At 62.1% G+C, this 20,371-nt stretch carries 24 protein-coding genes; 15 read left to right on the top strand and 9 right to left on the bottom strand.

All coding sequences use genetic code 11. From position 1 onward, the window contains the following. Positions 1–132: 132 nt before the first annotated feature. Positions 133–1,365: an MFS transporter gene (locus HX821_RS11550; protein ID WP_177035769.1), complete on the bottom strand. Its 1,233-nt coding sequence runs from the start codon at positions 1,363–1,365 to the stop codon at positions 133–135. 65 nt (positions 1,366–1,430) lie between these two features. On the opposite strand from HX821_RS11550, the gene HX821_RS11545 reads away from it, so the two are divergent. Then, on the top strand, positions 1,431–2,420 hold the full coding sequence (locus tag HX821_RS11545) for an AraC family transcriptional regulator (protein ID WP_177035768.1): 990 nt from the start codon (positions 1,431–1,433) through the stop codon (positions 2,418–2,420). Between the two features lie 4 nt (positions 2,421–2,424). On the opposite strand, the gene HX821_RS11540 is transcribed toward HX821_RS11545, so the two are convergent. Continuing rightward, positions 2,425–3,288: a LysR family transcriptional regulator gene (locus HX821_RS11540; RefSeq protein ID WP_003214521.1), complete on the bottom strand. Its 864-nt coding sequence runs from the start codon at positions 3,286–3,288 to the stop codon at positions 2,425–2,427. A gap of 107 nt (positions 3,289–3,395) precedes the next feature. On the opposite strand from HX821_RS11540, the gene HX821_RS11535 reads away from it, so the two are divergent. Further along, positions 3,396–3,788 (top strand): tautomerase family protein, encoded by a 393-nt coding sequence (locus tag HX821_RS11535; protein ID WP_003214522.1) that lies wholly within the window; start codon positions 3,396–3,398, stop codon positions 3,786–3,788. 32 nt (positions 3,789–3,820) lie between these two features. Here the strand turns inward: HX821_RS11535 and HX821_RS11530 are convergent, their stop codons facing one another. Together HX821_RS11530 and HX821_RS11525 are read right to left on the bottom strand one after the other, a co-directional pair. Beyond that, a complete protein-coding gene (locus tag HX821_RS11530) occupies positions 3,821–4,924 on the bottom strand; it encodes a beta-eliminating lyase-related protein (protein ID WP_177035767.1) in 1,104 nt (367 codons plus the stop codon). Between the two features lie 58 nt (positions 4,925–4,982). Then, a complete protein-coding gene (locus tag HX821_RS11525; RefSeq protein WP_256344209.1) occupies positions 4,983–5,225 on the bottom strand; it encodes a hypothetical protein in 243 nt (80 codons plus the stop codon). A 99-nt stretch (positions 5,226–5,324) separates the two neighbouring features. On the opposite strand from HX821_RS11525, the gene HX821_RS11520 reads away from it, so the two are divergent. The 6 genes from HX821_RS11520 to HX821_RS11495 all read left to right on the top strand — a co-directional run bounded on the left by HX821_RS11520 (position 5,325) and on the right by HX821_RS11495 (position 8,836). Next, positions 5,325–5,774, top strand: a complete 450-nt coding sequence (locus tag HX821_RS11520) for a MarR family winged helix-turn-helix transcriptional regulator (RefSeq protein WP_003214523.1) — start codon at positions 5,325–5,327, stop codon at positions 5,772–5,774. Positions 5,775–5,800: 26 nt separating this feature from the next. Continuing rightward, the gene (locus tag HX821_RS11515; protein ID WP_102368491.1) at positions 5,801–6,364 is read left to right on the top strand and encodes an isochorismatase family protein; all 564 of its coding nucleotides are present in this window, start codon (positions 5,801–5,803) and stop codon (positions 6,362–6,364) included. 2 nt (positions 6,365–6,366) lie between these two features. Then, positions 6,367–6,696 (top strand): hypothetical protein, encoded by a 330-nt coding sequence (locus HX821_RS11510; protein ID WP_008438861.1) that lies wholly within the window; start codon positions 6,367–6,369, stop codon positions 6,694–6,696. A 5-nt stretch (positions 6,697–6,701) separates the two neighbouring features. Next, positions 6,702–7,916, top strand: coding sequence for an MFS transporter (locus HX821_RS11505; RefSeq protein WP_177035766.1), 1,215 nt, complete (start codon positions 6,702–6,704; stop codon positions 7,914–7,916). A 364-nt stretch (positions 7,917–8,280) separates the two neighbouring features. Then, positions 8,281–8,652, top strand: coding sequence for a hypothetical protein (locus HX821_RS11500; RefSeq protein WP_177035765.1), 372 nt, complete (start codon positions 8,281–8,283; stop codon positions 8,650–8,652). 4 nt (positions 8,653–8,656) lie between these two features. After that, the gene (locus tag HX821_RS11495) at positions 8,657–8,836 is read left to right on the top strand and encodes a DUF1289 domain-containing protein (RefSeq protein ID WP_177035764.1); all 180 of its coding nucleotides are present in this window, start codon (positions 8,657–8,659) and stop codon (positions 8,834–8,836) included. Positions 8,837–8,855: 19 nt separating this feature from the next. Here the strand turns inward: HX821_RS11495 and HX821_RS11490 are convergent, their stop codons facing one another. Further along, the gene (locus tag HX821_RS11490) at positions 8,856–9,719 is read right to left on the bottom strand and encodes a DNA/RNA non-specific endonuclease (protein WP_003207938.1); all 864 of its coding nucleotides are present in this window, start codon (positions 9,717–9,719) and stop codon (positions 8,856–8,858) included. Between the two features lie 92 nt (positions 9,720–9,811). Further along, positions 9,812–10,444, bottom strand: coding sequence for a TetR/AcrR family transcriptional regulator (locus HX821_RS11485; RefSeq protein ID WP_023659027.1), 633 nt, complete (start codon positions 10,442–10,444; stop codon positions 9,812–9,814). A gap of 71 nt (positions 10,445–10,515) precedes the next feature. On the opposite strand from HX821_RS11485, the gene HX821_RS11480 reads away from it, so the two are divergent. Continuing rightward, on the top strand, positions 10,516–11,370 hold the full coding sequence (locus tag HX821_RS11480; RefSeq protein ID WP_177035763.1) for an aldo/keto reductase family oxidoreductase: 855 nt from the start codon (positions 10,516–10,518) through the stop codon (positions 11,368–11,370). A gap of 3 nt (positions 11,371–11,373) precedes the next feature. Here HX821_RS11480 and HX821_RS11475 read toward each other — a convergent pair whose 3' ends face one another. Then, positions 11,374–12,069, bottom strand: coding sequence for a tRNA (adenine(22)-N(1))-methyltransferase TrmK (locus HX821_RS11475; RefSeq protein WP_177035762.1), 696 nt, complete (start codon positions 12,067–12,069; stop codon positions 11,374–11,376). Between the two features lie 78 nt (positions 12,070–12,147). Continuing rightward, entirely contained in the window at positions 12,148–13,056 is a 909-nt protein-coding gene (locus tag HX821_RS11470; protein WP_177035761.1) for a bifunctional oligoribonuclease/PAP phosphatase NrnA, read from the bottom strand. Between the two features lie 101 nt (positions 13,057–13,157). On the opposite strand from HX821_RS11470, the gene HX821_RS11465 reads away from it, so the two are divergent. The 6 genes from HX821_RS11465 to HX821_RS11440 all read left to right on the top strand — a co-directional run bounded on the left by HX821_RS11465 (position 13,158) and on the right by HX821_RS11440 (position 18,492). Further along, positions 13,158–13,664, top strand: a complete 507-nt coding sequence (locus HX821_RS11465; protein ID WP_102605056.1) for a GNAT family N-acetyltransferase — start codon at positions 13,158–13,160, stop codon at positions 13,662–13,664. Positions 13,665–13,750: 86 nt separating this feature from the next. Then, a complete protein-coding gene (locus tag HX821_RS11460) occupies positions 13,751–14,641 on the top strand; it encodes a bestrophin family protein (RefSeq protein ID WP_177035760.1) in 891 nt (296 codons plus the stop codon). Between the two features lie 128 nt (positions 14,642–14,769). Then, positions 14,770–16,272: a glycine betaine/L-proline transporter ProP gene (proP, locus tag HX821_RS11455; RefSeq protein ID WP_003207926.1), complete on the top strand. Its 1,503-nt coding sequence runs from the start codon at positions 14,770–14,772 to the stop codon at positions 16,270–16,272. A 123-nt stretch (positions 16,273–16,395) separates the two neighbouring features. Next, positions 16,396–16,824: a DUF2231 domain-containing protein gene (locus HX821_RS11450; RefSeq protein WP_177035759.1), complete on the top strand. Its 429-nt coding sequence runs from the start codon at positions 16,396–16,398 to the stop codon at positions 16,822–16,824. Then, on the top strand, positions 16,821–18,113 hold the full coding sequence (locus tag HX821_RS11445; protein ID WP_177028889.1) for a sorbosone dehydrogenase family protein: 1,293 nt from the start codon (positions 16,821–16,823) through the stop codon (positions 18,111–18,113). The genes HX821_RS11450 and HX821_RS11445 overlap by 4 nt, the downstream gene beginning before the upstream one ends. Positions 18,114–18,195: 82 nt before the next feature. Next, complete coding sequence (locus HX821_RS11440; protein ID WP_003207921.1) at positions 18,196–18,492, top strand: DUF3144 domain-containing protein; 297 nt, start codon at positions 18,196–18,198, stop codon at positions 18,490–18,492. A gap of 44 nt (positions 18,493–18,536) precedes the next feature. On the opposite strand, the gene HX821_RS11435 is transcribed toward HX821_RS11440, so the two are convergent. Continuing rightward, positions 18,537–20,360 (bottom strand): ABC transporter ATP-binding protein, encoded by a 1,824-nt coding sequence (locus tag HX821_RS11435; protein WP_177035758.1) that lies wholly within the window; start codon positions 20,358–20,360, stop codon positions 18,537–18,539. Positions 20,361–20,371 lie beyond the last annotated feature (11 nt).

The following is a 20,371-nucleotide window of genomic DNA, read 5'->3' as shown; positions in this document are numbered from 1 at the left end:
GATCAGCAGGCGGTCGTTCAGCTACGATTGCTCGGAGTCGGACCTGAGCCCAAAACCAGCAGGATTGATCAAGCGGACTGAAAGGGGGCGAAGCGCATGCGTTTATTCTCGCCCCCTGCCTCTAACACGGTTTCAGAGATGAAACGCCGGCCCCGCCTCTGCACCTTGTGGAGGCGCTTCAACCTTCACCTTCAGCGCAATCAACAGTGCCGCCAACAGCATCAAGATACCTGCCGCGACAAAGACCCCGCCGATACCACTGAAACTGAACATCGCGCCGCCTGCCGCCGCCCCGGCGGCAATCGCCGACTGCACTGAAGCCACCACCATGCCCCCGGCGCTTTCGGCCTGGTCAGGCACGGCCCGCGCCACCCAGTTCGACCAGGCCACCGGCACCCCGCCAAACGCCAGGCCCCACAGCATCAACAACCACACCTGCCCGGTCACGGTTGCCGGCAACAGCGCCAGGGCGAGCGCCGCAACGCCCACCAGCGCGGGCATCAGCACCAATGTTCCACGCGGCAGACGCACCAGCAGCCAGCCGGCCAGCAGCGTGCCGGCAAAGTTCGCAACACCGAATCCCAGCAACATCAACGCCAGCCCCTCGGCATCGACGCCAGTGGTGCTTTCCAGGAATGGCCGGATATAGGTGAACAGCGCAAAGTGCCCGGTGTGCACCAGCACGCACCCCAACATGCCCACGGCAATGCCCGGACGCAACAGCACTTCCAGCACCGTCCTCAAGCGGGCGGTCCTGCGGGGTGCGAGCGGCGGCAGGGTGAACAGCTGGAACACCAGGGTCACGCCGCCCACTGCGGCGGCGGCGAGAAACGCGCTGCGCCAGCCGTACAGCCCACCCAAAAAGCTGCCCAGCGGCACCGCCACGACAGTGCCCACCGCGATGCCGCTGAAGATGATCGACAAGGCACGCGTCAGCAGTGCCGCCGGTACAAGCCGCATCGCCACCGCCGCCGCCATGCTCCAGAAGCCACCCAGGGCGATGCCCAGCAGGACGCGCATCAGCAGCAACACCGTGAGGCTCGACGAGACCGCCACCAGCAGGTTGGAGCAGATCATCAGTGCGCTGAAGCACAACAGCACCACGCGCCGGTCGATCCCGCGGGTCAGGCCCGGTACCAGCAACCCGGCGAACAACGCCACCACCGCCGTGACTGTCACCGCCTGCCCTGCCAAGGCTTCCGAGACGCCGAGTTCGGCCGCCATCGGCGTCAACAAACTGGCCGGCAGGTACTCCGCCGTGAGTAATCCGAACACGCCCATCGCCAACGAAAACACCGCCATCCAGGCCGGTGTCGCGGGCGCCACATCTGCACCGGTTACGGCGTCACACACACAACTGCTCATCACTGGTCACCCTCCAAAAGTTATCGCGACCGCCAGTCTAGATACGCAGGGCAGGATGATCTATGATGCAAAATCTTGAATTCTTTACCGAAACCCCGAAAATGATGCCTCCAGAACCGTTCGACGTGTCCTCTGACCTCATCAACGAGCTGTTGCGCGGCATGCGCCTGCGGGGCGTCGAGTACCGCCGTATCCAGGCCGGGCCGGCGTTTGGCCTGGGCTTTGCGGCCAAACCCGGGCATGCGTACTTCCACCTTGTCGCCGCCGGCGGCGTCACCCTGCGTACCGAGGACGGCACGCAGTACGAACTGACGCCGGGCAACGCCGTGTTCATCTCCCACGGGGGCGCCCATCAGTTGCTCTCCAGCCCGGAGGTGCCGGTGCAGGACATCGACAGCTTCAACGCCGCAGCCCTCGGCGATGCGGTGTGTGCCGTGGATGCCCGCGCCGATGCAGGCGTGGCTCAAAGCACGCTGCTCTTCAGCGGCTGCATGGAGTTTGAACTGGGGAGTTTGCACGGCCTTGGCCGCCTGATGCCGGACCTGATGCTGATCGACGCCAAGGGCCAACGTTATCCGGGGCTGATGCCGATCCTGGCGGCCATGGAGCGTGAAGTCAGCAGCGCCCGCATCGGCTTCGCCGGCATTCTGGCGCGCCTGGCGGACGTGGTGGCAGCCATGGTTGTTCGGGGCTGGGTCGAATGTGCCTGCGGGAATGCGTCCGGCCTGGTGGCCGCGCTACGCGACCCGCGCCTGGCCAAGGCCCTGCTGGCGTTGCATCAACAGCCTGGGCGCGACTGGACGGTGGAAGAGCTGGCGGCGCAGTGTCATACCTCGCGCTCGGTGTTCGCCCAACACTTTCAAACCACAATCGGAACGCCACCGTTGCGCTACGCCACCGAACTGCGGATGCGCCTGGCCAGCCAGTGGCTGACGCTGGAGCGGCTGCCCATTGAAACCGTGGCGCAGCGCCTTGGCTATAACTCCCAGGCCGCGTTCAGCCGGGCATTCAAGCGCGTCACCGGGCAGCCGCCGGGGGCCAGCCGGCGATCTTGAGCCGCTAGGAAAAGTGCGTGATCAACATTTCTCGCACTGCACTGACCAGCGAAGCCTCGCCCGGACGCGGCGGTAACAGGCTGAACTCGACATCGGGCAACGCCGGAAGCGTTTGAATCGTCCGGCATGCCTCGGCCCCGGCAGGCACGGCCGAGCTGTTCAGGCACGCCACGCCCAGCCCCGCCAGCAGTGCCGATTGCAGGCCCGCCACCCCGGACGCGGAATGCGCAATGACATACGGCACCCCGCGCGCATCCAGCAGGTCGATGGTGAACCGCTGCAAGCTGCAATCCTGGGGAAGTACCACCAACGGCAGCGGCGCCGCGAGTTGGTGCTGTGCGTCGAACCCACTGAGTGCCACCCACCGCAGGGCCTCTCGTCGTACGGGAATGCCTTCGGGAAGGCTGCGACCATCGAGGATGCGCATCGACAGGCCAATGTCGAATTCGCCGCTGTTGGCGCCCTTTTCGATTTGCAGGCTCTTGCGCACCGAAACATGCAACCGAAGCTGCGGATATCGCGTGCGCAAACCCTTCAACATGCCCGCGATGGCGCTCGGCAAAAAATAGTCGGTGATGGCCAGGCGCAGTTCGCCGCTCAAGGTCACGCCGCGCATGTCCTCAAGCACGCAGTCACTCAGCGCGAGCAATTCACGCGCATGTGCCAGCAGGCGCTCTCCGGCAGGTGTGGGGCTCACGCCTTTTTTACCGCGCTCCAGCAGCGTCACGCCGGTGAAGGTTTCCAGCTTGCGAAGTTGCTCACTGAGCGCGGACTGGGAACGGCACAGCTTGGGCGCGGCCGCCGAAAGGCTGCCGGATTCCAGGATGGTGACGAAGGAGCGCAGTTGCTCAAGGTCAAAGGGGCGCATGTCTAACCTGCGTTTTTTCCGATAGATATCATTATATCTTCCCGTTTTTCAGATCCGAATAATTTTCTTAATCTGGCACCTCACCCTACCCTTACGAGGAATTCGCCATGCCAGGCATCACCCTGAAAATCTCCGGAGAACGCAATCCCGAACTGGTCCGCCAGCTCGTCCCGCAGCTCACTGCACTGACCTGTGAAGTGCTCGAGAAACGCCCGGAGCAGACCTTGCTGATTCTCGATTTTGTGCCGCACGACCAGTGGTTCATTCATAACCGCTCGCTGGCCGAACACGGGCGCAACGCATTCCGCCTGGAAGTCACCGTGACCGATGAGACCAACACCAAGGCGCAAAAGGCGCGTTTTCATCGTGAGGCCTACACGCTGTTGGCGGAGTTGATCGGCAACCTGCACCCGCACTCCAATGTGCATATCATCGACTGCCGAGCCAGTGCCTACGGCTATGAAGGGGTGACTCAGGAGTACCGCTATCAACACACTTGATAGGCCGGGAAAAAGCCGCGCATGCATGTCGATCAGGTCAATGCGCGGCTCATCAAGTCCGTGAACAGTTGCAGAACCCGTTCATCATCCACGCCCAACAATCGGTCACCCACATAGCATTCGGTCTTGCACCATCCCGGCACCTCGGTGGGTTGCAGGTGTGTGAACAGCCAACACCCGTGCTGGCGGGCAATCTCATCACGGGCGTTGAGCAGTGCCGCGCAGTCTGCGTCGAAATACAGGTGAAGCATGTTCACCTGAGGCGTGCGCGGCAGGATGCGAATGCCGGGAATCGCTTGCAGGCAGGTCGCCAGGCGCAAGGCGCGCTGATAGCAGGCCTCCAGCATCCCCAGGCGTTGGTCAAAGCGCATGGCCGTGGAGACCACCATCGGGCTCTGCTTTATCAAGGTGCCGCCCAGCCGTTTACGCCACAGGCGGGCCTGCTGGATAAAGTCGGTGTCGCCCGCCAGCAGCGAGCCGGCGATACCGCCGAGGCCCTTGTAGGCCGAGACGTACACGGAGGAGAAACCTTCAGCGATTTCGGCGTAAGAGCGCTGGTAGTAGGCGCGGGTTTCCCATAGGCGGGCCCCATCCATATGCAGCGGTGTATTCGAGGCCGCCGCCGTCGCCTTCAAGGCCTCCAGTTCATGCCATTCAGGCAGTTGCCCACCGATCTCCCGGGCAGGCAGCTCCACCACCAGGCAGCTCAATGGCTCGGCAATCGCTGCGAGGTCGTCGGCCAGGATCGGTCGCAAGCGGTGGCCCACCATCACCCCATGCAAGTGCAGCAAGGCCTGGAACGCCTGCTCTTCGTGCAGCTGCAAATGCGAGGACGCGTGTATCCCGAAGCGCGGTAGCAGGCTTCGCTCGCTCCAGATATTGAGCGCAATCAATTGCGCCATCACGCCACTGGGCATGAACACTGCCGCGGGCTTGCCCAACAATTCGGCAACCTTGGCTTCAAAGCCTTCGATCAAGGCACCGCTGCCATAGTTGTCATGGGACACATGGTTGGCCTGTGCCCAGTCCGCCATTTCCTGGAACCACTGGGCGGGCGTGGGCTCTGCAAACCCATTGATCTCTTCAGTGCAGGCCGCCTTGAGTTGGCGGCGTTCTTCATCAATGTCTGGTGTCACGATTGAGCGCCTGTGAAGGGAGGAAGTACGTCCAGGAATGGCCGGCCTGGTGAACGTATCAGTCCTTGACGAGGCTGGCCATGCGCAGCCTTAAAAGATCATGCCCACTCACCACCACAATCCCCACCAGCACCAGCACCGAGCCCACGATGAACGATGACTGCAGCGTCTCGTCCAGCAACCACACCAGCAGGCTCAGGAACGAGAACACCACCGTCTGGAAGGCCAGGCTGGCGGCGGTAATGGCCGAGAAATGCACCCGGATTTGCCCGGTCGCACACGCCAGCGCAGCCAGGATCACAAATGCCCCGGCAAAAGGACCGTTGACGCGGGCTTTTATGACAAAAAATTCATACAGCTAAACTGTACAGTTTTTCTGCAAGCATGCTAACGTCCCGGCATGAACAAACCTTCCATCACCTCCGAAACCCAATCCGCCGCCCTGGCTGCCGAGCTGCGCATCTCCCTGGGCAAGCTGATACGCCGGCTGCGGGAACAAACCCATCCGAACGATTTCACTTCCGCCCAGAAGTCGGTGCTGCTGCGCCTGGACCGAGACGGGCCCAGCACCGTCTCGGCCCTGGCCCGGGCGGAGAGCGTGCGGCCGCAGTCCATGCGCATCACCGTGGCCGGGCTGGAAACGATGAAAGCGATCAGGGGCAAACCCGACCCCAGCGATGGGCGCCAAACCCTGATCGAGCTGACTCCCGGCTTTCGTAAGCACCTGATCGCCAGCCGGGCGGCCAAGGACGATTGGCTGCTGCGGGCGCTGCAGGAGCAACTGTCTGCCGAAGAACAAGCTGAACTCGCGGCAGCGGTAAAGCTGCTGGAGCGCCTCGCCGACTTTTGAGCCCCCTACCCGTTCGAGGACATCCCATGGCCGTCACCTTGCTGGATCCCAACACCGCGCTGATCATCGTGGACTTGCAAAAAGGCATCGCCGAATACCCGTTCATCCACCCCATCGGCGCCGTGGTGGAACGCTCCCGTGCACTGCTCGACGCGTTCCGCGAGCGCGGCATGCCGGTGGTGCTGGTCAACGTCACAGGCTTCGCCCCCGGGCGTACCGAGCGGCCACGGCGCAGCGATGTATTTCCACCGGGATGGGCCGACCTGCTGCCCGAACTCGATCAGCAACCCGGCGACATAGGGGTGACCAAACGCACCTGGGGCGCCTTCGCCAGCACCGATCTTGAGGCGCAACTCAAAGCACTCGGCGTGACCCAAGTGGTGATCACCGGCGTTGCTACCGGAACCGGCGTGGAGTCCACCGCGCGCCAGGCCTACGAGGCCGGCTTCAACGTGACCCTGGCCGTCGACGCCATGACCGACGCGAACGCCGAGGCCCATCACTACAGCCTGAACCAGGTATTCCCGAAGCTGGGGGAAACCGGCACGGCGCAAGAGATCATCGGCTTGCTTGCAACAAGGGGGGCGTGACGATGCAATGGCATGAGCTGGTGTCTTATTTCTTCGGCGGCGTATTGCTCGCCAACGCGCTGCCCCATTGCCTCAGTGGCTTGATGGGCCAGTCCTTCCAGACGCCGTTTGCCAAGCCGCGCGGCCAGGGGCGGTCCTCCTCGACGCTGAATGTGCTCTGGGGTTTTCTCAACCTGGTGATCGGCTACGTGCTGGTCTGCCGGGTTGGGGACTTCGACCTCAAAAACACCGCTGATGTGCTCGCCCTCGGGCTCGGGGCCTTGGCCCTGAGTGTTTTCCTGGCGCAGCATTTCGGGCGCTTCAACGGTGGTCACTCCTCAGGGCCGGTGTGAGTTCGATGGGCATTTTCCGCTCGCTGCGCAGCGTCAACTACCGCATTTGGGCCGCCGGCGCCCTGGTGTCGAATATCGGCACCTGGATGCAACGCACGGCCCAGGACTGGCTGGTGCTGACCCAGCTCACGCCGCATAACGCGTCGGCCGTCGGCATCGTCATGGCGTTGCAGTTCGGACCGCAATTGCTGTTGCTGCCCTGGACCGGCTTCGCCGCCGATCACTACGACAAGCGCAAGCTGCTGATGGTCACCCAGGGCGTGATGGGCGTGCTGGCGCTGATGCTGGGGGTGTTTACCCTGACCGGCATCGTGCAGCTGTGGCACGTGTATGTGTTCGCGTTTTTGTCCGGCTGCGCCTCGGCCTTCGATGCACCGGTGCGGCAGATATTCGTGGCGGAGCTGGTGGGCGAAGCGGACCTGTCCAATGCCATCGCGCTCAATTCCACCTCGTTCAACATGGCGCGCATGATTGGCCCGGCGGTGGCCGGCGTGACCATCGCGTCGGTGGGCACCGGCTGGGCGTTCCTGCTCAATGGCGCGAGTTTTTTCGCGGTGCTGGCCTCGCTGTTTCTGCTGCGGGTTTCCGGCCTGCACACCAGCCTGCGGGCGCTGCGCACCAAGGGCAGCCTGACTGAAGGCCTGCGCTATGTGTGGGCGCGGCCGGACCTGATGGCGATCCTGATCATGCTGTTCTTGATCGGCACCTTCGGCATGAATTTTCCGATCTTCATCTCGACCATGGCCGTCACCGTGTTCCACGCCGATGCCCGCGGCTATGGCCTGCTGACGTCGACCCTGGCCATCGGCACCGTTGCCGGGGCGCTGCTCGCAGCCGGTCGCGAGCGGCCACACTTCAAGGCGTTGTTGATCGGCGCGCTGGTATTCGGGGTGGGCTGCACGCTGGCGGCGATTGCCCCGAACTATTGGTTGTTCGCCGGGGCGCTGGTGATCATCGGCGTGGGCGCGCTGACCTTCAGCAACACCACCAACAGCCTGATGCAACTCACCACCGAACCCTCCATGCGCGGCCGGGTAATCGCCCTGCGGGTGGGCGTGGCCCTGGGCGGCACACCGATTGGCGCACCGATTGTGGGCTGGGTGGCCGACCATCTTGGCCCGCGCTGGGCGTTGGCGGTCGGCGCGGCCTCGGGCATCCTGGCGGCCGGCGTGGCGGTGTACACCATGACGCGCAAGCTGGATCGGCCGAAGAAAATCTGACAGGCAAAACGAATCCAATGTGGGAGCTGTCGAGCTTCAGCGAGGCTGCGAAGAGGCCCTGTCAGGCGATAAAGATGTCGCCTGACAGTCCGCCATCGCAGCCTCGCTAAAGCTCGACAGCTCCCACAGTGGATCTTCGCAGGCTTGAGTATTGGGCTCGCTTGACGGCTCAGCCGATCGCGATCTGACAAGCGACAACAAACCAATGTGGGAGCTGTCGAGCTTCAGCGAGGCTGCGAAGAGGTCCTGTCAGGCAATAAAGATGTCGCCTGCCAGTCCGCCATCGCAGCCTCGCTAAAGCTCGACAGCTCCTACAGTGGATCTCTCGCGTATCATCACCCTCCTCGCTCCTCAAGGAATCCCCATGTCTTCAAGCAAACGCGACAGCGCACGCATCGAACGTCGCCTGGTCGCGGCCCTGACCGAAGCCTGTGAGATCGCGAAAGCCGAAATCACCGGCTTCGACTGGCTGACCCACGAAGTCGACTACCAGGCCTTTGCCCAAAGCCTGCTGGTCATCTGGGTATTCGATACCAGGGCGAACCGGGAACTGGCCCTTTCTACCGGACTGGACCTGCGCATGCGCGAGCTGACGGCCACCGCGCTGGAGGATGCCGGGGTGGATCGCCCTTCTTCGCACCGCTACGTGCGCTTCGACTCCGAGGAAGAATGCCACCTGCAGCATGGCGGCAATTGGCGCCTGCGCCTGCTCAAACTGTATGCGGTAAAGGGGTAAAGCCTTGGCTAAAGATATCGAGAACCCGTGCGTCTCAACCTGCCAGGTCAGTGGTGAGCTGTGCGTGAGTTGTGGACGCACCAAGGACGATATTCGTAAATGGAAAAAGATGAAGCGGCCAGAGAAGATGGCCGCTGTGCAGCGCGCAACGTTGCCCTTGAAGACGTTGAAAAAGGGCAAGTGACGCACCCGGTTTCAGGCCATCAAGTACGCCCGACTGACCCCGTCACCGGCAAATTCCCGAGCAACTTGAGCCCGGTGGTTTTCACAAACGTCGCGTAGTCCATCGGCTTCTCGATACGGGTTTCAGCGTTGGGCAGAACATACGCCCAGGCGCGCTTGGACGACACGTCGTAAACCAGCTTGAACAGGCGGGTCGGCACCCAGACCTTGTTGTCGCCAATGGTGCTGTAGCCCGGGTCAAACAACGGCCCGGTGAACACGAACACGTTGCCGTCGGCGCGCTTGGCAAACTTGCGCACGTCCGCCTCGACCTTGCTCCAGATCTTGCGGTTGTTGGTCGGGTCTTGCGGGACCATGTTCGACAGCGCAAAGGACTGGGCCATGGCGTTGGTGCTCGGCGCATCCGCCGCCGGGGATTGATGGCCACGGTCCACGGCCGGGTGTTGGCCACGGTAGTCGCTCAACTCGGCGCGCGCGCCTTTGGGAATACGCGGGTCGGGGTAGAACTGGTTGGTGCGTTCTTCGCCTTTGGCATCCTTCAACTGGCCGGCATTCAGGCGTTCGACCACCACCAGCGGGGTCTTGCTGGTTTGCGAGTACAGCACCGCGAAATTATCGGAACACAGCGCCAGGGGTTTCATGGTGGCCGGCACGGTGGCCGTGTTGATCGGTTGTGCGGCCGGGAACAGGTCGGCGCAACTGTCGAACGATGGCTTTTTCTGTTGGCTTGAATACAGACCCAGGGCCGCGCCCTGACTGATGGAGCCCGAGCGAGAGGTATGGGATTGAGGCGGTGTGATGAGGTCCAGCAGGCCACGGGCTTGCGCCCCGGTGGAGAGCAAAACAAGGGCCGACAGCCCAACTGCAATTTTGCGTAGGTGCATGGGTTAAATCTTCAAAGTTCGATTGCGGGGCTTATGGACCCATGGATGTGACTTTAGTGCGAAGCAGCGCTGCAAAATACCCTGAACACGGTTTACGTAAGTGACTGATAGGTTTGAAGATAAGCTCGCAGCATGCGGGTCACCTGCTGTTCCAGGCCGGCTTCAAAGGCCGCAGATGCATTGCCTTCAAGCAACGCCCGAACCGGTCCCACCACCGCGCTGAGCGAGATGGCGGCGGTAAGGGATGGGTCTTCAAACCGGGCATCCGACGCCGTCGCCAACATCGCTGCAATCGCGGCCACCACCCGCTTGTTGATCCGCGCCACAAGCTCCGCACCGCCCCGCTCACCTGCGATGGCATACAGGGCTTTGGACGCCGTCGGGTCCATCAGCTTCACGGCGAGAAAAGCCGTGACAAACCCCGATGCCATTTCCGCCACCGTGGTGCCCTGGTGTTGATCGCACGCCTGCTCGACGGTCTCGGCCACCTGCACCAGATGCTTCTCCAATACCGCAGCAAGCAGTGCATCGCGGTTCGGATAGTACTGATAGAGACTGCCCACCGACATGCCCGCCCGCTCGGCCACGCGGGTCGTGGTGCAGCGGACCAGGCCCTGAGCGGTCAAAACCTGAAGGGTTGCCGTGTGCAGCGCTTCCACCGTCGCCGCCGACCGGGCCTGGACCGCTGATTTTCTTGGCTTTAACGACGCTTTGAGAGGGCTCATGGAATGCGAATTCTAAACCTGAAGGATCCTTCATATTATAGGCTTCCTCCCGTCAAGCAAGAGCCCCGACCATGACCACCAGCACATTCAATCTCGGCGATCGCACCGTCAACCGCATCGGCTACGGCGCCATGCAACTGGCCGGCCCAGGCGTGTTTGGCCCGCCCAAGGACCGTGATGCAGCGCTGGCCGTACTGCGCGAGGCCGTCGCTTGCGGCGTGAACCATATCGACACCAGCGACTTCTACGGGCCGCATGTCACCAATCAGATTATTCGTGAGGCACTGCACCCGTATAAAGACGATCTTACGATCGTCACCAAGGTAGGCGCCCGCCGTGGCGACGATGGCGCCTGGTTCAACGCTTCGTCGAAGGCCGAGCTGACCCAGGCCGTGCACGACAACCTGCGCAACCTGGGCCTGGATGTGCTGGACGTGGTGAATGTGCGGGCCATGCACGGCGTGATGGGCACTGCCGAAGGCTCCATCGAGGAACCCCTGAGTGCCATTGCCGAGCTGCAACAACAGGGCCTGATACGCCATATCGGCATCAGCAACGTTACCCCGACGCAGGTCGCCGAGGCGCGAAAAATCGTGCGCTTCGTGTGCGTCCAGAACCTGTACAACATCGCCCACCAACACGATAACGCGATGCTCGACGAATTGGCCCGGGACGGCATTGCCTATGTGCCATTCTTCCCGCTGGGCGGGTTCTCGCCAGTGCAGTCAGCGGTGTTGTCGAACGTCGCACAGCGCCTCGGCGTCACCCCGATGCAACTGGCCCTGGCATGGTTGCTGCGCCGTTCCCCGAATATCCTGCTGATCCCGGGAACGTCCTCGCTCACCCATCTACGGGAAAACATCGCGGTGGGCGAGCTGGATCTTTCGGATGAGGTACTCGCAGAGCTGAACACCCTCGCAGGCTGACCCTCACGCCAGCAGTTTTGCGATCCACCGCGCCTGCTGGGCGACTTCTTGCACCTTGTCCTCGGGCACCGCTTGCCGCGCCTGGGCGAAGTCGCTCAGGGTCTGCTGTTTGTGGCGCAGGATGCGCTGCCACTTGAGCAGGAATTCCGGGCTGCGGGCCTGCATTTGCAGCGGGCCGAAGTACAGTTCTTCGGCGGTGTAGGTCACAGGCCCGGCGTGCTCGGCAACGATGATTTCGTAGAAGAATCGGTTCTCCCGCAGCAGCTCTTCGCACACGATGCGGTAGCCGTTCTCCATCAACCACTGGCGCAACGGTTGCTCGCCGCCGTTGGGCTGCAGCACCAGGCGCTCCCGGCCGTTGAGGCGCGCCTTGTCGCTGTGGAGGATGTCGCGGATGGTCTCGCCGCCCATGCCGCAGATGCTGATCGCGTTAATCCCGTCTCCCGGCTCGATCGCCGCCAGGCCACTGGCCAGGCGTACGGTGATGTGTCGCTCCAGCTCGTTCTCGCGCACCGTGCGCTCGGCTGCGCGAAACGGCGTCAGGGCCACCTCGCCCGCCACCGCCGCCACGATGGCGCCGCGGCGCATCAATGCCACCGGCAGGTAGCCGTGGTCGGAGCCGATATCCGCCAGGCGCGCCCCGGCGGGGACGTGCGTCGCCACGCGCTCAAGGCGCATGGACAATGTGTGTTCGTTCAACTGCCGTTCCTTTTCGGTAATACCCTGGCCATTGTATTGCGGGTTCTTCAAAGAGGAACGTCACTTTGGTGAACGCCGTCAATCAGTGGCCGCCAGCCTTACCAGTTCCTTGCGCAACAGCGAACGATCCAGCACCGCCATCCCGGCCTGCCAGTCGATGGAAAGCAACTGGCTCAGTTTTTCCTGGCTTACCTTGGGCTCAGCCAGGAAATAACTTTTGCACTCGCGGATACTGATGAGATTCACCAGCCAGTCCTCCCCCTGCGCCGCCAGCCAATCAGCGATGGTCGAGCGATGCTTTCGGATCAGCGCACCGGCATCCCACACCGTCATCTGCGCAAAAACCTGCGGCAGGTTGCTGTCGGCTTTCAGCCACTTCAGGTCACCCTCCAACGCGCCTGCAAGGTCTGACTCGATAGTGGCCTGGCACTCGGAGAAATACCGCTCAGGCCAGTCTGCCGCGAGTTTCGCCAGCAGCGCGAGGGTTTCATAAGCCCGAACATCCGCCGCGGTGGTCAACTGCCCGGTAAAATTCAGGGTATTGTCCAGGATTGCCGTGGCCAGCAGCGCGGCACTGTGCTCACTGATCAGCGGCAACAAACCGGCCGCTTCCCAACGCAGGAAAACCTGCGTCGCTGCTGCACCGATCAAACGGATGTCTGCGGCACTTCCCAGCCTCTGCGCCCAATAGGTTTCAAACCCCGGGTGATGGTCAATCACCTCCACCACCTGATCGAGCACGACCACCGGGTCGAAGTGGTGGAAGTCCGAGATATCCACCATCACAAACTCATCGCCGGGCCCGGGTCGGTAGTCATCCAGTGATGATAGCCAGCCGAGCACGGTCCTGGAGATGCTGGCATTCAGTGGAGCACTGCTGACGGCACGCGCCTCGATTCCCTGACGATTCAACAACTCGGCATACGCAATGCAGCAGGCGTATGCATCGATGTCCAGATACGCCGAGCCGGAGGTGACTACCCTCATCGGAAACACTCCATGATTTCATATTTTTGGCAGGCAAATTTCACACGCCTTTATGACGAAAACATGACTAAATGGACAGAACAACCCTGGAGATTCGAGCAATGACGTCATTTCGCGTTCGCGAGCTGAGCAGTACGGACACTGAAGCATTGCTGGCCTTCGAAGCCCGTAACCGTGACTGGTTCGAGTCGCATATCGAGGCGCGCGACCCATCGTTTTACTCGGTGCAGGGCGTCGCCGAGCATATTGACGGTTATCTATCAGGCCTGGCCACCGGCACATGGCACCCGTTCGTGATCGAAGACGCCAACGGCGAAATCGTCGGTCGCGCCAACCTGAAAAGCATCGACTCGCCAAAGGGCTCTGCCGAAGTCGGCTACCGCGTGGGTGAGCGCTCGTGCGGGCAAGGGCTGGCAACCCTGGCGCTGAACCATCTGATCCGCGAGGCACAGGCGCGCTGGGCACTGACCCAACTGGTGGCGTACGTGTACCCCGAGAATGTGGGCTCACAAAAAGTCCTGACCCGCTGCGGTTTCGTGCCCGACCAGCCCGCACCGGACGGCAAGCCCCAGGGCGAAAACCGCTTTGTCCTGACATTCCAGGCCTGAAGAGCCGACCCGCCGGCGAACCTTTACCCGGTAAACACCGTCCGAGCTAGGGCATTGATGTTTACCGCTCGCCGCGAGGTTTCCGTTTGAAAGCTGCCATCATCAAAAAATACCGCCTGATCATCAAGACCATGGGCTATGTAGGCTGGGCGCTGTTCTGGCTGCTGCTCTGGGATATCGCCGTCACCGTGGACTTCATGCTGTTCCTCAACAGCAAGATCAACCTGCCGCTGATGCCGCTCACCCTACTCGGCTCGGCGCTGGTGGTGCTGATCAGTTTCCGCAACAGCAGCGCCTACAACCGCTGGTGGGAGGCACGCACGTTGTGGGGGGCGATGGTCAACAATTCCCGCAGCTTCGCCCGGCAAGTGCTGACGCTGCTGGATGACCCGGACAATGAGGTCAACCCGATAAAGGCGACCTTGCTGCGCCGTCACGTGGCGTATGTGAACTGCCTGGCGGCGCACTTGCGGGGCCAGCCTTGCCCGGATGAAATCCGCGCCTTCCTGCCGGCCGACGAGTTCGCCCGCAGCACCAGTACCAATAACTTTTCCAACGACATCATCAACGGCTCCGCAGCCCTGCTGGCCCAGGAATACAAGGCCGGGCGCCTGGACAGCATTCGCCTGGCGCGGCTGGAGTCGACCCTGGTGGATTTGTCCAACAGCCAGGGCGGCATGGAGCGCATCGCCAATACGCCGCTGCCCTACCCTTACGTGTATTTCCCACGGCTGTTCATCTCGCTGTTCTGCCTGATCGTGCCGGTGGGCCTGGTGGAATCCCTGGGCTGGTTCACCCCGCTGGCGTCCACGGTGGTGGGCTTCATGCTGCTGGCCATCGAACGCATCGGCACCGATTTGCAAAGCCCGTTCCGCGACAGCGAGCACCAGATCCAGATGGAAGCCCTTTGCGAAACCATCGAGAAAAACCTGCAGTCGATGCAGCGTGATTCCCTGGGGGGCGAGCGGATCAGTTAATCCTTGCCGGGCCGTTAACAAAAAAATCCAGCCAGTGGTGAATTATTCAGTGTCCGCATGTATCTGACCCATTAAGCGCATGCCACCAAAACAGTGGCATCGAAATGGACCTGTGGCTGAGTATTCCCATGAAATCACGCAAGAAAACCGTCAATCCGATTGGATTGGATGACATCACCATCGTCGACGACGCCAAGATGCGCAAGGCGATCACCGCCGCTGCGCTGGGCAATGCCATGGAGTGGTTCGACTTCGGGGTGTATGGCTTTGTCGCCTATGTGCTGGGCAAGGTGTTCTTCCCCGAAGCGTCTCCCAGCGTACAGATGATCGCGGCCCTGGCGACCTTCTCGGTGCCGTTCCTGATTCGCCCGTTGGGCGGCCTGTTCTTCGGCCGGCTGGGGGACAAATACGGCCGGCAAAAGGTCCTGGCGGCGACCATCGTGATCATGTCCTTGAGCACCTTCGCCATCGGGCTGATCCCCTCCTATGACTCGATCGGCATCTGGGCGCCGATCCTGTTGCTGCTGGCCAAGATGGCTCAGGGCTTCTCGGTGGGCGGTGAGTACACCGGTGCCTCGATCTTCGTCGCCGAATACGCCCCGGACCGCAAGCGCGGCTTCCTCGGCAGTTGGCTGGACTTCGGCTCCATCGCCGGCTTCGTGCTCGGCGCGGGCGTGGTGGTGCTGATTTCGGCGGTGATCGGCGAAGACGCCTTCCAGTCCTGGGGCTGGCGCCTGCCGTTCTTCCTCGCCCTGCCGCTGGGCATGATCGGGCTCTACTTGCGTCATGCCCTGGAAGAAACACCGGCCTTTCAACAGCACGTGGAGCAACTCGAACAAGGTGACCGCGAAGGCCTGGCGGGCGGCCCGAAAGTCTCGTTCAAGGAAGTCGCCACCAAGCACTGGCGCAGCCTGATGACCTGTGTCGGCGTGGTGGTGGTGACCAACGTCACGTACTACATGCTGCTCACCTACATGCCGAGCTACCTGTCGCACAACCTGCACTACAGCGAAAACCACGGCGTGTTGATCATCATCGCGATCATGGTCGGCATGTTGTTCGTGCAGCCGATGATTGGCTTTGTCAGCGACAAGATCGGGCGCAAACCCTTCATTCTGTTCGGCAGCATCGCGCTGTTCTTTCTCGCCATTCCGGCGTTCATGCTGATCAACAGCGGTAAGCTCGGGCTGATTTTCTCGGGGCTGCTGATCATTGCGGTGGTGCTCAACTTCTTTATCGGCGTGATGGCGTCCACCCTGCCGGCGATGTTCCCTACCCACATCCGCTACAGCGCGCTCGCCAGCGCCTTCAACATCTCGATCCTGATTGCCGGCCTCACGCCAACCGCCATGGCCTGGCTGGTGGAGACCACCAACAACCTGTACATGCCGGCCTATTACCTGATGGTATTCGCCGTACTGGGGCTTTTCACCGCCCTGACCATGAAGGAAACCGCCAACAAACCCCTGCGCGGCGCGGCACCGGCGGCGTCGGATATCGAGGAAGCCAAGGAGCTGCTGCAGGAGCACGAAGACAATATCGAGCAGAAGATCGAAGATATCGACGCGCAAATCGCCGAGCTAGAAGCCAAGCGTGAAAACCTGGTGCAGCAACATCCACGCATCAACTGACGCAACATATTTGGAAACGAATAGCGGGTGAACTAACGCGCAAGCAGCACGCTCCTTCCTTAAGCGCAGTCAGCGCGGCCCTGATGAGCCTCATCAGGGCCGCTCAACGATAAGGAGCCGCCCGTGACCGACACCACCACCCTCACCTACCGCTGCACGCCTGGTCCGCTTCACGCGACCTTGCTGGCCGGTACCGTCCCGCTGTTTCTCGGCGCCCTGCTGAGCGACATTGCCTACTACCAGACCTACCAGATCCAATGGAGCAACTTCGCCGCCTGGCTGATCGCCGGCGCTCTGCTGTTCTGCGGGCTGGCGGGGTTGTTTGCACTGGTCAACCTGCTGCGTGCCGACCGCAAGGCCGGGCGCCCCACGGCGTACTTCCTGCTGTTGCTGGTGACCTGGGCGCTGGGCCTGGTAAATGCCTTTGAACATGCGAAGGATGCCTGGGCCGTGATGCCTTCGGGCCTGGTGCTGTCTGCCGTCGTGACCCTGCTGGCCTGCGTGACCACGTGGGTCGGGCTGACCAACCTGCGCTCGGGAGGTGCCCAATGAAGCCTTCCAGCACGCTGACCGTTTTAAGCATGGCGATGTTGTTGAGCGCCTGCGGTGGCGAAGCCGACAGCACTCAAGCTCGCGGCCCCGACCCCAAGCTGCCGGAACCCCAGCGCGGCCTGTTGCCCAGCATGAAGATCGCCGAACCGGTGGCCTGGGGCGAGCAGAAACCTACGGTGCCCGAGGGTTTCAGCATCACGGCCATCGCCACCGACCTGCGGATCCCGCGCCAGACCCTGGTGCTGCCCAACGGCGACATTCTCGTCGCCGAAGGCCGGGGCGGCAGCGCAGCGAAACTCAAGCCCAAGGATGTGATCGCCAGCGTGATCAAGGCCGAGGGCAACACCAAGGTCAAGGGCGGCAATCGCCTGACCCTGCTGCGCGATGCCGACGGTGACGGCACCTACGAGTTGAAAACCGTGTTCGCCGAAAACCTCAACGCGCCCTACGGCCTGGCCTTTGCCGACGGCAAGCTGTACGTGGCGAACCAGGATGCGCTGGTGCGCTTCGACTACGAAGACGGCCAGACCAAGGCCGGTGGCCCGCCCACCACCGTCACCGAGCTGCCCGCCGCGATCAATCACCACTGGACCAAATCCCTGGCGATCAGCCCCGATGGCCGCTCGCTGTATGTGGGCATCGGGTCCAACAGCAACATCACCGAACGCGGCATGGAGGTCGAGATCGACCGGGCGATGGTCTGGCAGATCGACGCCGCCACCGGTGCCCACAAGCCTTATGCAACCGGCTTGCGCAACCCGACGGCATTGACCATTCAACCGGGCTCCGGGCAGGTGTGGGCGGTGGTCAACGAGCGGGATGAACTGGGGCCGGACCTGGTGCCGGATTACCTGACCTCGGTGCGCGAAGGCGAGTTCTACGGCTGGCCCTACAGCTATTGGGGCCAGAACGTCGACACCCGCGCCCAACCGCAGAACCCGGCCAAGGTCGCCGCCGCGATCAAGCCGGATTACAGCCTGGGTTCCCACGTTGCCGCGCTGGGCGTCGATTTTTCCATCCCGGCCATGGGCGAGAAATATGCCGACGGCGTCTTCGTCGGCGAGCACGGCAGCTGGAACCGGGACAATCCGGTGGGCTACAAGGTGATCTTCGTGCCGTTCAGCAATGGCCGGCCTGCCGGTGAGCCGCTGGACTTCGCCACGGGTTTCCGCGGGGACGATGGCAAGACTCGCGGGCGGCCGGTGGGGGTCACGGTTGATCCGAAGGGTGCGCTGATCATTGCCGATGACCTGGCCAACACGGTGTGGAGGGTGACGCGCAACAAATAAAGCCTGAAGCGGCCGATGTGGTTGCCTTCCTGTGGAGCGCGGCGGTACCTTCGCCGCACTCACGAACAGGAAGGTAACCGCAATGCCAGACACCACCGACAACGGCTTCTATGATCGCGCGGACGCGCACATCGAGCTGTCCAACGAGCAGTTCAGGGCGTTCGCCGACCTGGGCAAAGTCAGCGCCTCGATGATGTTCGGCACCACACGCTTCAATGCCTGGGTCAGCGCACGCAGCTTTAAATCCGGCGAAGAAATGGCCCAGGCCCGTGAGGCGATGCTGAAGTATTTCTGTGATCAGTACCGGATGATGCTTGAGGATAATCTTGATGATCACATCAACAATTTCAGCAAGTACATGCTCGTTAAGGGCAGTTGAACCCGCCCGCACAGGGCGGTGTGTCGACCTGTGATACCCGGCGCTCAAATTGCAACGAAGTGGCCCGCGGCGACCTCGCGGTAACTGATCGGCGGAGCCTTGTAGCCCACCTCGTAAATCCTGCTGGGCACGCGCTCCTCCATCAGGCTGAACGGCTTTCTGGGCACGTTCAGGTCCGCCGAGGGCACCGCGCTCAGCAACCTTTGGGTGTAAGGGTGCTGAGGCTGCTCGAACACTGACTGGCGTGGCCCGATCTCAACGATGCGTCCGTGGTACATCACCCCGACCCGGTGGCTGACCCGCTCGACCACCGCCAGGTCATGGGAAATAAACAGGAATGAAATGCCCATCTCGCGCTGCAGGTCCTGCAGGAGATTAATCACCTGGGCTTGAATGGACACGTCCAGCGCCGAGACGGCTTCATCGGCGATGATCAGCTTCGGAGACAGAGTCAGCGCCCGCGCGATGCAGATCCGCTGTCGCTGCCCACCCGAGAACTCGTGCGGATAGCGTTGTGCATGCTCCGCCGACAGCCCCACCTTCTCCAGCAATATTCGCACCTGCTTTCGTGCTTGCGCGCCATGTGCAATGCCATGAACATGCAGCGGCTCCAGCAGGCTGTTCTCGATCGTGAGACGCGGGTTCAGGGATGCATAGGGATCCTGGAAGACCATCTGGATATCGCGGCGCAGCGAGTTCATATCGCTCTTGTTCAACGTCGTAAGGTTCTTGCCACCGAAAACGATATTCCCGCCCTGTATCGGCATCAGCCCGGCAATCGCACGAGCGCTGGTGGATTTCCCGCACCCGGACTCGCCCACCAGGGCCAGCGTTTCACCTGAGTAGATATCAAAGTCGATGCCTTCGACGGCATGCACACGGCGCCGGACCTTCCCGAGGAGACCACCTTTGAGGTCGTACCGAATGGACAACGACTCGACTCTGAGCACCGGCGGACTCTGGTAGTCCGGGGCCACGCCAGGCGCAGGTTCTGCACCCGCTGCGACGTCATCATCGATCAAGGCAAATTTTGCGGGGAGTTGAGTGCCACGCATTGAGCCGATTTTTGGAACAGCCGCCAGCAATGCCCGGGTGTAGGGCTGCTTGGGCTCCTGCAGCACTGCCCTTGCCGGACCTTGCTCAACGGTCTCGCCTTTCTTCATCACCATCACATGGTCTGCGACTTCCGCCACCACGCCCATATCGTGGGTGATAAAGATCACGCCCATGGCCAGGCTATCTTGCAGCTCCTTGATAATCCGCAGGATCTGCGCCTGCACCGTCACATCCAACGCTGTGGTCGGCTCGTCGGCGATCAGCAGTGTGGGCTCGCAGACCAGCGACATCGCAATCATGATCCGTTGGCGCATGCCGCCGGAAAGCTCATGGGGAAACCGGTTCATGACCTGCTTCGCATCCGGAATACGCACCAGGTCCAGCATGCGTAATGCCTGGGCTTCGGCTTGCGCACGGCTGCACCGCTGATGCAGCAAGATGCCTTCGATGAGTTGCGCGCTGATCTTGAAGACCGGATTCAGCGAAGTCATGGGCTCCTGAAAGATCATCGACATGGACGAGCCCCGCAGTGTGCGCATGACAGACTCGGGCGCCGCCACCAGGTCGACAATCTGGTTATTCCTGGTTTGCAGCTCCATCGAGCCCGAAAGCACCCGTCCGCCGGCGCGCTTGATCAGGCCCATCATCGCCATTGAGGTGACGGATTTGCCGGAGCCGGACTCACCCACGATCGCCAGCGTCTGACCGCGCATCACCTCGAAGGACACATCGCGCACCACCGGCGTCTCGCGCCCTCTGGTGCCGAAGCCGACACTCAGGTTTTTCACCCGGGCTACCAAATTCTCGTTCATGAGGCGCTCCT

It is taken from the genome of Pseudomonas sp. B6001 (assembly GCF_013386015.1).
Taxonomy (GTDB): domain Bacteria; phylum Pseudomonadota; class Gammaproteobacteria; order Pseudomonadales; family Pseudomonadaceae; genus Aquipseudomonas.
Note: the sequence above shows the minus strand (reverse complement) of the source record. Positions and strands in the feature narration are given on the sequence as shown.